Genomic DNA, 13,932 nt, shown 5'->3' with positions numbered 1-13,932 from the left:
CGCATAATGACAGAAAGAGAAAAAATGCTGAATGGGGAATGGTATGACACTTCTGACCTATGGCTGGTTTCACAGAGAAATATAGCAAGGGATGTTTCGGAGCAGTACAACCGTACATCGGAAAGTGAAATAGAAATGCGCCGGAGCATCTTAAAAGGCCTTCTTGGATCGATAGGTGAATATACTGAAATTTATCCAACTGTGAAATTTGATTATGGTTGCAATACATATATTGGGGCACGCTGCTATATTAATTTTAACGCAGTGTTTCTGGATTGTGCTGAAATCAGGCTTGGAAACGATGTTTTTGTAGGTCCAAACGTATCATTTCTGACCCCGGTACATCCATTATTGGCAAAGGAACGGAATGTAAGGATGGCACCGGATGGTCATCACTATATGATAGAAACCTGTAGACCTATTACAGTTGAGGACAACGTCTGGTTGGGAGGAGACGTTACGATTCTGCCTGGCGTGACGATAGGCCATGATTCAGTCATTGGAGCAGGCAGTGTTGTAACGAAAAGTATTCCGCCAGAGGTGGTTGCGGCAGGCAACCCATGTAAGGTAATCCGAAAGATAACGGAAAATGATGCGAACAATATTTAGAGGAGGTTCATATGAAATTTGAAAAGAAAAACTTGTTTTGGATCAGGGAAGCAGATCAAAGTGACGTGACAGATGACAGGATCACTATTTACACACAACCAAAAACTGATTTGTGGCAGAGGACCTATTACGGGTTTCAGAATGACAGTGCTCCAGTCCTGCAGATGAAAACGTCGGAAAAGTATTTTTCGTTCATCGTAAAAACAGAATTTGACAGCAAGTCCAGATTTGACCAATGCGGTATTGTAGTGTATCTGGATAGTGAAAATTGGATGAAAGCATCGATTGAATATGAAAATGAGCAGTATCAGAGGCTTGGCAGTGTTGTTACAAACCATGGGTATTCTGACTGGGCAACGACAGATATTGATGCATCGGTGAAATCTATGTGGTACCGGCTTAGCCGAAGGGAATCAGACTATTGTATTGAGTGCAGTACAGATGGCATTACATTCCAGCAGATGCGGATATGCCATTTGTGGGAAGGGGATGGGGATATTTCTTTTGGCGTCTATGCCTGCAGTCCGGAAGAAGGTTCTTTCCAGGCAGAATTTACGAATATGCAGATTACAGAATGTATGTGGGAAGCCCATAAATAGTGGGAGTGTCCATAGTTAGGACTGGTAAAGGTTCTGGTGGATCATTCTTACTTTCGGAGATGTTACTGGCGGCTCATTATATATTAAAACGGAAAAAGAAGTGTGACACATATGTTGGAGGGCGTGCTGCGTTTCACTATAGATGTGGATTGCAGCACGCTCTTTTTGACTCCAAAATAAGTGTTTACGCCCGATAAAGGCAGTCAGGCTGGCTGCACTTTACCGGGTGTTTTCTGTTGTTCAAGGGGTTCCGGGAGGGGGTTCCAGCGGGAGGCACCAGCGGGCACCGGGGAAGCCGGAACAAAATGCTGTCCCCAGGAGAGGGGATATCATGGGCATGGCACGAGCAGGGGACCAGATCCCGGTGCCCGCGGCTAAACATCATTTTTTTTCTGTACATACCGCAGTTCCTTCCAAGGGGACTGCGGGCTTTTTTTATTCGACACATTTCTGTTCGTTTCCCGATAAGAATACAAAAGAATACAGCATTTTCAATATGGGTGTGCCTGCCATTGTGCGGGTGCGCCTTTTTTGCGCTCTGAAACGCCGGCCATATAGAAACCGTGCGCCGCCACTCCGGTCTTGAAAGCCATTCAACCAAATTTCAAGACTGGAGGAAATCTGAATGAAAATTAAATATGAATTTGCAGACGGGACGGTGTCGGAAGTCGAGGTGGAGGATTCCATCGGTGCTTTCATCATTGAGGTGGATCTATGTCAATACTTTAGACAAAAAAAGTTGAAAGATTATGCTGCTTTTTTTAGTTCCTCATCTTCCTTTTGCTGCGGCGTTAGATAACCGATAGAGCTATGTATACGCTTACGGTTATACCAGCCTTCTATGTATTCAAAGATTGCTCTGCGGGCTTCATTTGAATTTTGATAAGTATGAAGATATATTTCTTCTTTTTTCAGTACGGAATGGAACGATTCGATGCAGGCATTATCGTATGGATTTCCCTTACGGCTATACGAATGCAAGATTTCTTTACTGCTCAGACATCCTTCAAACGCCTGGCTCGTATACTGGCTTCCAAGGTCGCTGTGCAAAATGATCCCTTTTGCATCTCTGACATTCAGGCAGGCATTCTCTACCGCCTTAACCGCCAGCTCCGCTGTCATGATGTGCCATAGGCATAGCCGATGATTTTACGGATGCATAAGTCCATGACAGAAGCCAGATAGGTCCATCCTTCTTTCTGCACATGAATGCAGGTGATATCTGTACACCACTTTTGGTTGATGGTTTCCGTCCTAAAATCACGTTTTAAGATATTCACTTTATCATCTGGTACACTGCCATGATTGGCATGGTGGTTGTATTTCTTTACCACGACAGAACGTAACCCCTGATCTTCCATATGCCTTTGGACCCGCTTAACACTGCAGGGTGTTCCGCTGTCATTGAGTATGCGGCATATTTTGACAGCTCCGTACCTTTTCTTTGAATCCTCATATGCCTGTTTCACTTTCCGGCCAAATTTTTCGTACTCTTTCTGCCTGTTTGAAGGCACACAAACCAGAGCTTTGTAATAAGTACTCCTTGGAAATTTCAAAGCACTGCAAAGCTGGGTTATGGTATAGTTGTTTAAATTATGCTGGATAAAAGTGACGATCTCAGCTATTGTTCTTTTGCGAATATGGCGGTGGCTTTTTTTAATATTTCGTTCTCAATCTTAAGACGCTGGTTCTCTATCTGGAGTGCTTTATACTCCTTAAGGGTGATAGTCTCATCATCTGATACCTTGATGGGGGAGAACTGTTTTACCCAACCGCTTATAGTGCTTCTATTTACGCCATATTCACGTTCCAGTTGTGGATACGAGGTTCCTCCGGCATTGTACAGATCCACGATCTGCTGCTTAAATTCCGGAGTATAAGATTTTTGGTTTTTCGCCATGTCCTTCATCTCCTTTGCTCCTTCATTTGATAGTATAGATTGTTCAACTTTTCCTGTCTACACTTATATACTAACACCAGTCCAGAATCTCATGCTCTCGCGAAATAAATTTACGGGAACATGTCACACTTATGCCAGTAGATTCAGAAATTCAATTCGAAAGTATTTCAAATTTACTAAAAAATGACGTTGATTTTTCCGTTGCTGTTTTAAGCATTAAAAATCTATCATCGCAGCTAAGAATAACCTCTCCTGATGCAAAACAGTTAGCTATTACTACTTGGAATGCACAATGGGATTGTATTTTACTTGGAGCTCTTTTTAATTGTGAAGTTATGAGTAATCTTCAATGCAATAAACCGACTTATGATTTAAAAGATGCATCTTATTTAAATATTACAAATTATTCGTTTCACGCATTGTTAACAAAAAGCTATATTTTGTCAGAAATAGATGAAGATTGGATTAATAAATATTATGTTACTGCATCAAAACTGATGACTTACGACATTTACCAAACGGCAGTTCATTCAATGGCAACTTATAGATGGCATTCAATGCCTCGTGTACAATTGGCTATTTTGTGGTCGGGAATAGAATCACTTTTTAATGTTAGCACAGAGGTTAGTTTTAGAGTGAGTCTTTATATTGCTCGTTTCTTGGCTGGTAAAGATGATGTTAAAGCAAGTGAAATATTTAAGAAAACGAAGAAATTATATAATGCAAGGTCTGCTGCTGTTCATGGAAACAAAAGAAAGGATAGTGTATTTTTGTTTGTTGAGGAAACGGCGATGTTGCTTAACCAATTAATTTTGCGTTGTGCAGAAATAGGAGAATTACCTAATATAGATAGGCTTGTTTTTAATGTATAAGAAGTCCAAGAGGAAGTAACTATTGGATGATTGAAAGAATGGAATGATGCGATAATCCTTTGGGTGCAAAAAATAACGATAGCCTCTCTGAAAAACAGGCTATCGTTATTTTTTATACTTTGGAATATCGAAAGTGCGGCAAATTCAATTCAAAAAACGATAGCTGCCCATGCATGGGTGCATCTGCCTTTCTGAAAAGTGTTGATTTTCGGGTATTTGAGATAAATGTAAAAACGATAGCACTAGCTCAAAAATTGTATCAATCTGGACACGCAATATGGTGTGGGAGGTCAGTAGATAAAATAATTATATACCTCCTAGTATAATAATGGTGTAGTCAAGAATGACCACTGGTTAATAGTTACAAAGTCCAATCTAATAAATCTATATAGATATAACAGAAGGAGGAGTTCCCCTTCCATCAGAAGTTATAAGGCAACATTATTTACCCTGTCTGAGGTTTCCTTAATGCACCAGACAAAACATAGAGGTATAATCACTGGAGGCAGGATCATTGACGACGCCTCCTTGGGAACTGGCCTTCCGGCTGGTGAAACCTCTTAGAAAGTCTGTCAGTCCATTCGGTGGTGATTTATGTTTTGGCTGGTTGGGAAGCCCCAGGCTATACCTGTATAAACCGCTAGGTTGTGTATCCGCCCTCTGGAAATGGATACCTGCCTGAAAGGATAAAACCATGAAATACCAAAAGTACTTATGATGCTTGAAAGCATCCCTTATCTCTCAGTCGGGCTTGATGTCGGCGCAGACTTCACCTGGATGTCCATCATGCTGCCCAATGGCATTCTCTCTGGAAAACCTTTTAAGATCATTCATTCTGATCCGCAGTCCCGTGAGCAAGCTGTCGCAAAAATAAAGGAAGCACAAGAGATGTATTCCCTCGAAAGCCGCTGCTTCCTTGAGTCCACCGGGATCTACCACATCCCGCTCCTGTACTTCCTTCGTGATAAGGGGTTTGACTGCTCAGTCATTAATCCTATCATCACTAAGAATAGCACAAATATGAACGTTAGGAAACTGCATAATGATAAATTTGATTCAAAAAAAGCTGCCAAAGTCGGCCTGGATGCTTCCCTGAAGACTTCCATCATACCAGATGATGAGGTCATTGACCTGCGCAACCTGGTACGGGACTACTATTACTTCAAGGACCTGCAGTCCGCTGTCGTACTGAAGCTCACGGCGGAACTGAAAGTGTCCTTTCCCGCATACCGGAAAGTGTTTAGCAAGGTCACTACCCAAACTTCCTTAAAGCTCCTGGAAGCTTACCCCCTTGCCGCAGACATGCTTGCCGCCCCAAAAGACATACTTGTGGAAACCATACGCAAAACCGCACGTTTCGGTGAAAAATATGCCGTTTCCAAATATGATGCCATACGTGCTGCCGCAAAGGACGCCGCTGTTTTCGGACGTGCGCTTCAAAGCAGTGCACTCCGGATCCGGCTGTATATCAAAACCTACCGGGAATACCAGGAGCATCTGGACAATATACTTGAGGACCTGCATAAGGCTGTTGATAAGCTGGAAGGGACGCCGGTTTATGACCGTATCTTCCTTCTCCAGTCCCTGCGTGGTGTCGGTTTTCTCAGTGCAGCCGTCCTGATCGCTGAAATGGGCTCCTTTGACCTGTTTTCTTCCCCAAAGAAGCTTTATGCTTACTTCGGCTTGGATCCTGCCGTGAAGCAATCCGGCAAGTTCAATGGGGATAAAGTCCACATGTCCAAGAGGGGTTCTAGCCTTGCCAGGCGTATCCTGCATATGGTGGCTATCAATAATCTTAAGGTGGATAAAGGGACAAAAACACCAGTAAATCCAGTTATCCACGGCTATTATACCGACAAATGCAAAAGCAAGAAGAAAAACGTGGCTGTCGGGGCTGTCATGCATAAAATCTGCAATATCATTTTTGCCATGCTCCGGGATAATAAACCATTTGAGATCATCACTCCTCAGGAACACTGTGAGCGGTATCTGGCAGCGCAGCCTGACAAGGTACGGAACGCAGCCTAACAGGTCTTATGAATTTTAAATAGTTCCACATGGGTGGGCTTATTAAAGTTACCCTTTTTACATCAAATGCTTCTGAAAAACTTTTTTAACATTTTTCATTTTAGCTATTGACATTTCTTAGCTGGACTATCCGATTTTGCTTATGCTAAAATCTATTTCTTTACCGGTCTCGCCATTGGGCGAAAGGGCGGTAAAACCAAAAGGAGGATGGATAGTTGCACTGTCCAATCAGGTATGCTATACTGTTTACCAACGCAAAAAAGCGGCTATACTATATCTTAGGAGTGTTTCTAAAATTATGTCACAGATTGCAGATGAAATAAAGAATCAGATTAAAAAACGGCGGACCTTTGCTATTATCTCCCATCCGGATGCGGGGAAGACTACTCTAACGGAGAAGTTCCTATTATATGGGGGCGCCATTAACTTAGCGGGCAGCGTAAAAGGCAAGGCCACCGCCCGCCACGCAGTTTCGGACTGGATGGAGATTGAGAAGGAGAGGGGGATCTCCGTCACCTCCTCGGTATTACAGTTTAACTACGGCGGGTACTGTATCAATATTCTGGATACGCCAGGGCATCAGGATTTCTCGGAGGACACCTATCGGACGCTGATGGCGGCAGATTCCGCCGTGATGGTAATCGACGCGTCCAAGGGTGTGGAGGCCCAGACCAGAAAGCTGTTTAAGGTGTGTACTATGCGCCACATCCCCATATTTACATTTATCAATAAGATGGACCGAGAGGCCATGGATACCTTTGAGCTTCTGGACGACATTGAAAATGAGCTGGGTATCGCCACCTGTCCCGTGAACTGGCCCATCGGCTCAGGCAAAGAATTCAGGGGAGTCTATGACCGCAATACGAAGATGGTAGAGCTGTTTTCCGATACCCACAAGGGAACGACCCAGGGGGAGGTAATGAAGATTGCCATTGATGACCCAAAGCTTAAGGAGTGGGTGACGGATACGCAGCTTTCGCAATTAAAGGAGGAAATTGAACTTCAGGATGGTGCAGGCGCAGAGTTTAGCCAGGAGTTGGTGAGCAAGGGAGAACTGTCCCCTGTGTTCTTCGGCTCTGCCCTTACCAATTTCGGTGTTGAGACCTTCCTTTTGCATTTCCTTGGTATGACCACCTCGCCTCTGCCGCGGACATCCGACCAGGGGGCGGTAGACCCCATGGAGGAGAAGGATTTTTCCGCCTTTGTGTTCAAGATTCAGGCTAATATGAATAAGGCGCACAGAGATAGGATTGCGTTTATGCGAATCTGCTCCGGTGAGTTTGAGGCGGGAATGGATGTATACCATATTCAGGGCGGCAAGAAGGTGCGCCTCTCCCAGCCTCAGCAGATGATGGCAAGCGAGCGCAAGATGATTGACAAGGCCTACGGCGGGGATATTATCGGTGTGTTTGATCCAGGGATTTTCTCCATCGGAGATACCCTGACCACTTCCGCCAAGCGTTTTGCCTATGAGGGAATACCTACCTTCGCACCAGAGCATTTTGCGAGAGTCCGTCAGGTAGATACCATGAAGCGTAAGCAGTTTATCAAAGGAATCAACCAGATTGCCCAGGAGGGTGCAATCCAGATTTTCCAGGAGTTCAATACAGGAATGGAGGAGATTATCGTAGGCGTAGTAGGCGTCCTCCAGTTCGACGTTTTAAAGTACCGTCTGGAGAATGAATACAATGTGGATATCCGTCTGGATAACCTGCCCTACGAGTATATCCGGTGGATTGAAAATACAGACATTGATTTAGACAAGCTGACAGGAACGTCTGATATGAAGAAGGTCAAGGATTTAAAGGGGCGTCCCCTTTTGTTGTTTGTCAATGACTGGAGTATCCGCATGACCACAGAGCGCAATGAGGGGCTTAAGCTTTCTGAATTTGGAAGATAGCATTTAATAGGTTGGATTTAAGGGGCGGACAGTAACACAGCGCGTGAGGAAAACAGGAAAAATTTCACAGCGCCTATTTGCAAATTCCTATTAATTTGATATAATAAAAAGAAGTGTATACTTAGAACAGGAGGTTTCTGAATTATGAGTAAAGAAGAACGTAACACATATACCATACAGACTGATGAGAATCTGGGAGAAGTGAAGATTGCGGACGAGGTGGTAGCGATCATTGCGGGCCTTGCTGCCATGGAGGTGGAGGGTGTTTCCTCAATGACTGGCAATGCTACGAGAGAGCTTGTGAGCAAGTTTGGAATGAAGTCTTTGTCAAAAGGCGTAAAGGTTGACGTACTGGACGGAATCGTGACCGTATCCTTAGTATTGAACCTGAACTATGGGTATAGTATTAAGGACACCACTCAGAGAGTACAGGAGAAGGTGAAGGCTGCCATCGAGAACATGACAGGACTTGAGGTTGCTGATGTTAATATCCGTGTTGCCGGAGTGGATATGCCGGAGGAAGCATAAGTGAAGAGGTCAGAGTTAAGAGAACATATCTTTAAGATGGTGTTTGGGATTGAATTTAGGCCGCCAGAGGAGATGCCTGAGCAGTTGGGGCTTTATTTTGAGCAGCTAGAGAATCCAAGGGAGCAGGATCTTGACTATATCCGGCAGAAGGCCCAGAAGGTTGCCAAGAAGGCAGAGGAGATTGACGCCCTTTTGAATACCCACACCACGGGATGGAAGACCAGCCGTATGAACAAGGTGGATCTTACCATCCTTCGTCTTGCTGTGTATGAGATGAAGTGGGATGAGGATGTGCCGGTGGGTGTTGCCATTGACGAGGCCGTTGAGCTTGCCAAGAAGTACAGCAGCGATGAGGGCCCTGCTTTCATTAATGCTGTGCTTGCGAAGCTGGCAGTCTGAAGCTTTGCAAAGGAGATTTATGGCACAAAGTATATATACAGTAAAACAGGTCAATGCTTATATTAAGAATATGTTTACCCAGGATTATATGCTGAACCGTATCTACGTTAAGGGCGAGGTGTCTAACTGTAAGTACCACACATCAGGACATATATATTTTTCACTGAAGGATGAGTCCGGAACGATTGCCTGCGTTATGTTTGCTGGGCAGCGGGGCGGGCTTTCTTTTCGTCTCAGCGACGGACAGCAGGTGGTGGTTCTCGGAGGGGTAAACGTATACGAGAGAAGCGGCTCTTACCAGCTCTATGCGCGGGAGATTCGTCCAGACGGGGACGGAGCTCTCTATGAGCGTTTTCAGATGTTGAAAAAGGAGCTGGAGGAAATGGGAATGTTTGCGCCGGAATACAAGAAGCCTATTCCGGAGTATGCAAGTCGGATCGGGGTTGTGACAGCGCCCACCGGCGCTGCCGTGCGCGATATCATGAATATAGCCGCCCGCAGGAATCCTTATGTCCAGCTAATCCTGTATCCGGCTAAGGTACAGGGGGAAGGCGCCAAGGAGAGCATTGTGCGGGGAATCCGGATGTTAGAAGCTGCGCAGGTGGATGTGATGATTGTAGGACGGGGCGGAGGCTCTATCGAGGATCTGTGGGCTTTTAACGAGGAGGAGGTGGCGCGGGCAATCTTCGACTGTCAGATTCCGATTATCTCGGCGGTGGGACACGAGACAGATACCACCATTGCGGACTATGCGGCGGATCTTCGGGCTCCTACGCCGTCTGCGGCGGCTGAGCTTGCTGTTTATGATTACCGTCAGACACAGATGCGTATGCAGGAATATGGGCTTTCATTAAACCGCCTGCTCACTCAAAAGGTCACCATGAACCGCTTAAGGCTTAAGGAATGTCAGACCAAACTTAAATACCTGCATCCACGCTACAAGCTGCAGGTTCACAGGCAGCGTTTGGATGATTTGGAGGACCGTCTCCGTAAACAGATGGAAAGGCGGCTTACGGACAGCCGGCACAGGCTTGCGCTCTATATGGAGGCCATGAAAGGACTGTCTCCCATACAGAAGCTGAACCAGGGGTACTCTTATGTTGAAGGCAGGGATAAGACGGTGATTAAGAGCATTAAGCAGGTACAGCCAGGAGACAGCCTGTCTGTGTATGTGACGGACGGGGTGATTCATGGAACTGTAACAGACAGGCAGAAGGAAGAAAGGTAGGAGAGGGTATGGCAAAGCAGACAGAAAAGAAGGAAGGGACAAGCCTTGAGGAATTGTTCGTACAGTTGGAGTCCGTAATCCAAAAAATGGAGGGAGAGGACGTGTCCTTGGAGGACTCCTTCCAGCTATACCATAGAGGGATGGATGCATTAAAGCAATGCAGTGAGCGGATTGATGAAGTGGAAAAGAAGATGCTGATATTAGATGAAGAGGGGGGAACACATGAATTCTGACAATGATTTTCAGGTTCAGATAAAGCAGAAGGTACAGAGGATAGAAGGAATACTGCAGGAATATCTTCCAAAGCAGAAGGGCTATCAGAGTGTGATTATGGAGGCTATGGGATACAGTCTTCTGGCAGGGGGCAAACGGCTGCGTCCTCTTATGATGCAGGAGACGTTTCGACTGTATAATGGTACGGCAAAGTCGCTGCGCCCATTTATGGCTGCCATTGAGATGATACATACCTATTCCCTGGTTCACGACGACCTGCCGGCTATGGATAATGATGAATACCGGCGGGGGCGCAGGACTACCCACGTAGTATACGGGGAGGATATGGGTATCCTTACGGGAGACGCCTTGCTAAACTATGCTTTTGAAACTGCATTTAAGGCTTTTGTGATTGAGCCTGAGGACAGCCTTGCCATTGGGAGGGCTCTTACGGTTCTTGGAGATAAGGCGGGAATCTACGGGATGATCGGCGGCCAGGTCATTGATGTGAAGGAGACAGGCCGCAGGGTTTCCCGTGAGGTGCTTTGCACCATTTACCGTCTTAAGACGGCTGCGCTGATTGAGGCGTCCATGATGATTGGGGCAATCCTTGGAGGAGCTTCAGAGGAGGAGGTCCGAAAAGTCGAGAAGATTGCAGGGTATGTGGGGGTGGCGTTCCAGATTCAGGACGACATTCTGGATGTCACCAGTACCAGCGAGACGCTGGGAAAGCCGATCCACAGTGACGAGAGGAATGAAAAGACAACATATGTTACCCTGATGGGGATTCCAGAGGCAAAAAAAGAAGTGGAGAGGCTGTCTAAGGAGGCGATAGGTCTGCTTCATGAGCTGTCGGGAGAGAATGCATTTCTGGAGAAGCTGTTACTCCAACTGATCCACAGGGACAGATAGAGAGGGGACGGACTATGTTAGAGAGGATACAGAAGGAAAACGATATCAAGGCGCTTATGCCCGAAGAACTGGAGCAGCTTGCGCTGGAGATTCGGGAGTTTCTGATTGAGAAGATTAGTAAGAGCGGGGGACATCTTGCGTCGAATCTGGGTGTGGTGGAGCTTACGATGGCCATGCATCTGGTCTTTGACCTGCCCGAAGATAAGATTATCTGGGATGTGGGGCACCAGTCCTACACCCATAAGCTTCTGACCGGAAGGAAGGAGGGCTTCGATGAACTGCGCAAATACGGGGGAATGAGTGGTTTTCCAAAGAGAAAAGAGAGTGCGTGTGATGCATTTGACACAGGACACAGCTCTACGTCCATCTCAGCCGGACTCGGCTATGTTAAAGCCAGGGAGTTAAGAGGAGAGGAGTACAGCGTGGTTTCCGTAATCGGGGATGGTTCCCTAACCGGAGGGATGGCTTACGAGGCTCTTAATAATGCGTCGTCCCTTGACACCAACTTTATTATTGTTCTGAATGACAATAACATGTCGATCTCTGAAAATGTGGGGGGCATGTCCAAGTATCTGGCTGGACTTAGGACTGCGGATTTCTATACGGGCCTGAAGAAAGGGGTCACAACTGCTCTGCATAAGGTTCCTGTAGTTGGGGATTCCATGATTCAAAAGATGCGCAAGACAAAGAGCAGCATCAAACAGCTTGTGGTGCCGGGGATGTTTTTTGAGGATATGGGAATTACCTATCTGGGACCGATTCCGGGACATAATATCCCTGTGCTGTGCAGGGCACTTCGGGAGGCGCGCAGGATGGATGAGCCGGTGCTTCTCCATGTTATGACAGAGAAGGGCAAGGGATATGCGCCTGCGGAGAAGCATCCTGACAAGTTTCACGGTATCGGGCCCTTCCACATTGAGACGGGCGAGCCGGAGACAGAGAAGAAGAAGGACAGCTACACGGATGTTTTTGGCAAGGTGCTCTGTGACGAGGCGAGAAATCATCAGGAGGTGGTGGCCATTACTGCGGCTATGGCAGACGGGACGGGACTTTCCAGATTCCGGAAGCTTTACCCAAATCGGTTCTTTGACGTAGGGATTGCCGAGGCCCATGGAGTTACCTTTGCAGCGGGGCTTGCGGCAGGAGGCGTTCATCCTGTGTTTGCTGTGTATTCTTCGTTTTTGCAGCGGGCCTATGACCAGATGATCCATGACGTGGCTCTTCAGAACCTTCCGGTAGTGCTGGCGGTGGATCGGGCCGGACTGGTGGGAAGCGACGGAGAGACGCATCAGGGTATTTTTGATCTGTCTTATCTGAGCAGCATCCCCAATATGACGGTTATGTCTCCGAAAAATAAATGGGAGCTGGCGGATATGTTAAGGTTTGCTATTTCCTATCAAGGCCCCATTGCCCTGCGCTATCCCAGAGGGGAAGCCTATGATGGATATGGGAATTTCCGCGCTCCTGTGGTGCATGGAAGAAGCGAGATGATATATTTAGAGTCTGAGATTGCTGTCGTGAGTGTGGGGCATATGTTTGAGGCGGCGGCAGAGGTCAGAAATAAGCTAAAAGAGAGAGGATACTGCTGTACTTTGGTCAACGCACGGTTTGTAAAGCCAATCGATGAGGATATGATCGAGGATTTGTGCCGGAATCACAGTCTGATTGTTACGGTGGAGGAGAATGTGCAGACCGGAGGCTTCGGAGAGCATGTGATGGAGTTTGTCAGCCGAAAATGCAGGAAGGTGGGCGTACTGCCTCTGGCCCTTCCTGACGATTATGTAGAGCATGGGAGTATTGAGGCTCTCAGAAAAGAGACGGGGATTGACGTAGGGACAATGACGGAGAAGATTGTAAAAGCCTACAGCCCCAAGACCAGCCAAGAAGGCCGCGTCTGACAAAAATAGGGGAAAGATTATGAAGGAACGTTTAGATTTATTACTGGTAAAGAGAAATCTGGCAGCTTCCCGTGAAAAGGCGAAGGCAGTCATTATGTCTGGCAATGTGTTTGTGGAGGGCCAGAGGGAGGACAAGGCAGGCTCAGTATTTCCAGAGGATTGTGCAATCGAGGTGAGAGGCAATACCCTTCCATATGTAAGCCGCGGGGGGCTCAAGCTTGAGAAGGCCCTTCAGAACTTTGATGTGGATGTTAAGGGGAAGGTCTGTACGGATGTGGGTGCGTCCACAGGCGGTTTTACGGACTGTATGTTAAAGAACGGCGCTGCCAGGGTCTATGCCATTGATGTGGGGAGAGGACAGCTTGATTGGAAGCTCAGACAGGATGAGCGGGTGATTTGCATGGAGAAGACCAATATCCGGTATGTGACCCCACAGGATATTGGAGAGCCTGTGGAGTTTTCCTCTGTCGATGTTTCGTTTATCTCACTTTCCAAGGTACTTCCTGCAATTTCCGGATATCTGTGCAGACAGGGGCAGGTGGTTGCGCTGATTAAGCCCCAGTTTGAGGCAGGGCGTGAGAAGGTGGGGAAGAAAGGTGTTGTGCGTGAGAAGAAAACCCATGTGGAGGTAATAGAGGCAGTATTTGGATATGCCGTAAAGGCAGGCTTTGACGTGGTTAAGCTTGATTTTTCTCCAATCCGCGGACCGGAGGGGAATATTGAATATCTGGTGCATCTATTGAAATGCGAAGAAGAACAGGGGAATATTTCAGAGAAGGTAGACATTGGGCTGGTTACAGACCGAGCATTTGACACACTTACAAAGTGTTAGTAGAACGTTTTTAA

The 13,932-nt window shown here is 46.5% G+C and carries 16 protein-coding genes; 13 read left to right on the top strand and 3 right to left on the bottom strand.

Features of this window, described 5'->3' with window-relative positions; genetic code table 11:
- Positions 1 to 6 precede the first annotated feature (6 nt).
- Together GN277_RS12475 and GN277_RS12470 are read left to right on the top strand one after the other, a co-directional pair.
- Positions 7 to 609, top strand: a complete 603-nt coding sequence (locus tag GN277_RS12475) for a sugar O-acetyltransferase (RefSeq protein WP_159751341.1) — start codon at positions 7 to 9, stop codon at positions 607 to 609.
- An 11-nt stretch (positions 610 to 620) separates the two neighbouring features.
- The gene (locus GN277_RS12470; protein ID WP_159751340.1) at positions 621 to 1,208 is read left to right on the top strand and encodes a DUF1349 domain-containing protein; all 588 of its coding nucleotides are present in this window, start codon (positions 621 to 623) and stop codon (positions 1,206 to 1,208) included.
- Positions 1,209 to 1,955: 747 nt separating this feature from the next.
- On the opposite strand, the gene GN277_RS30185 is transcribed toward GN277_RS12470, so the two are convergent.
- The 3 genes from GN277_RS30185 to GN277_RS30175 all read right to left on the bottom strand — a co-directional run bounded on the left by GN277_RS30185 (position 1,956) and on the right by GN277_RS30175 (position 3,108).
- A complete protein-coding gene (locus tag GN277_RS30185) occupies positions 1,956 to 2,330 on the bottom strand; it encodes an integrase core domain-containing protein (RefSeq protein WP_244324696.1) in 375 nt (124 codons plus the stop codon).
- Positions 2,327 to 2,677 carry an IS3 family transposase gene (locus GN277_RS30180; RefSeq protein WP_244324695.1) on the bottom strand — a complete coding sequence of 117 codons (351 nt, stop codon included), beginning with the start codon at positions 2,675 to 2,677 and terminating at the stop codon, positions 2,327 to 2,329. Before GN277_RS30180 ends, GN277_RS30185 begins: the two co-directional genes overlap by 4 nt.
- Positions 2,678 to 2,829: 152 nt before the next feature.
- Entirely contained in the window at positions 2,830 to 3,108 is a 279-nt protein-coding gene (locus GN277_RS30175) for a transposase (RefSeq protein ID WP_244324694.1), read from the bottom strand.
- Between the two features lie 131 nt (positions 3,109 to 3,239).
- Between GN277_RS30175 and GN277_RS12460 the strand changes: the two genes are divergently transcribed.
- The 11 genes from GN277_RS12460 (at position 3,240) to GN277_RS12410 (ending at position 13,918) form a co-directional block, all read left to right on the top strand.
- The gene (locus tag GN277_RS12460) at positions 3,240 to 3,980 is read left to right on the top strand and encodes a HEPN domain-containing protein (RefSeq protein ID WP_159751339.1); all 741 of its coding nucleotides are present in this window, start codon (positions 3,240 to 3,242) and stop codon (positions 3,978 to 3,980) included.
- Positions 3,981 to 4,039: 59 nt separating this feature from the next.
- Positions 4,040 to 4,306, top strand: a complete 267-nt coding sequence (locus GN277_RS12455; protein ID WP_159751338.1) for a hypothetical protein — start codon at positions 4,040 to 4,042, stop codon at positions 4,304 to 4,306.
- A 388-nt stretch (positions 4,307 to 4,694) separates the two neighbouring features.
- Positions 4,695 to 6,008, top strand: coding sequence for an IS110 family RNA-guided transposase (locus GN277_RS12450; protein ID WP_159750368.1), 1,314 nt, complete (start codon positions 4,695 to 4,697; stop codon positions 6,006 to 6,008).
- A 298-nt stretch (positions 6,009 to 6,306) separates the two neighbouring features.
- Positions 6,307 to 7,908 carry a peptide chain release factor 3 gene (locus tag GN277_RS12445; protein ID WP_159751337.1) on the top strand — a complete coding sequence of 534 codons (1,602 nt, stop codon included), beginning with the start codon at positions 6,307 to 6,309 and terminating at the stop codon, positions 7,906 to 7,908.
- Positions 7,909 to 8,052: 144 nt separating this feature from the next.
- Positions 8,053 to 8,436 carry an Asp23/Gls24 family envelope stress response protein gene (locus GN277_RS12440; protein WP_159751336.1) on the top strand — a complete coding sequence of 128 codons (384 nt, stop codon included), beginning with the start codon at positions 8,053 to 8,055 and terminating at the stop codon, positions 8,434 to 8,436.
- On the top strand, positions 8,437 to 8,835 hold the full coding sequence (nusB, locus tag GN277_RS12435; RefSeq protein WP_159751335.1) for a transcription antitermination factor NusB: 399 nt from the start codon (positions 8,437 to 8,439) through the stop codon (positions 8,833 to 8,835).
- Positions 8,836 to 8,854: 19 nt separating this feature from the next.
- Positions 8,855 to 10,063, top strand: a complete 1,209-nt coding sequence (gene xseA / locus GN277_RS12430; RefSeq protein ID WP_159751334.1) for an exodeoxyribonuclease VII large subunit — start codon at positions 8,855 to 8,857, stop codon at positions 10,061 to 10,063.
- Between the two features lie 8 nt (positions 10,064 to 10,071).
- Positions 10,072 to 10,296, top strand: coding sequence for an exodeoxyribonuclease VII small subunit (xseB, locus tag GN277_RS12425; protein ID WP_159751333.1), 225 nt, complete (start codon positions 10,072 to 10,074; stop codon positions 10,294 to 10,296).
- Positions 10,286 to 11,188 carry a polyprenyl synthetase family protein gene (locus tag GN277_RS12420; RefSeq protein WP_159751332.1) on the top strand — a complete coding sequence of 301 codons (903 nt, stop codon included), beginning with the start codon at positions 10,286 to 10,288 and terminating at the stop codon, positions 11,186 to 11,188. The genes xseB and GN277_RS12420 overlap by 11 nt, the downstream gene beginning before the upstream one ends.
- A 14-nt stretch (positions 11,189 to 11,202) precedes the next feature.
- Positions 11,203 to 13,086, top strand: coding sequence for a 1-deoxy-D-xylulose-5-phosphate synthase (gene dxs / locus GN277_RS12415; protein ID WP_159751331.1), 1,884 nt, complete (start codon positions 11,203 to 11,205; stop codon positions 13,084 to 13,086).
- Between the two features lie 19 nt (positions 13,087 to 13,105).
- Complete coding sequence (locus GN277_RS12410; protein WP_159751330.1) at positions 13,106 to 13,918, top strand: TlyA family RNA methyltransferase; 813 nt, start codon at positions 13,106 to 13,108, stop codon at positions 13,916 to 13,918.
- Positions 13,919 to 13,932: the final 14 nt, after the last annotated feature.

The sequence above is a fragment of the Sporofaciens musculi genome, from assembly GCF_009830285.1.
Taxonomy (GTDB): domain Bacteria; phylum Bacillota; class Clostridia; order Lachnospirales; family Lachnospiraceae; genus Sporofaciens; species Sporofaciens musculi.
This window is presented reverse-complemented; position numbering and strand designations above follow the sequence as displayed.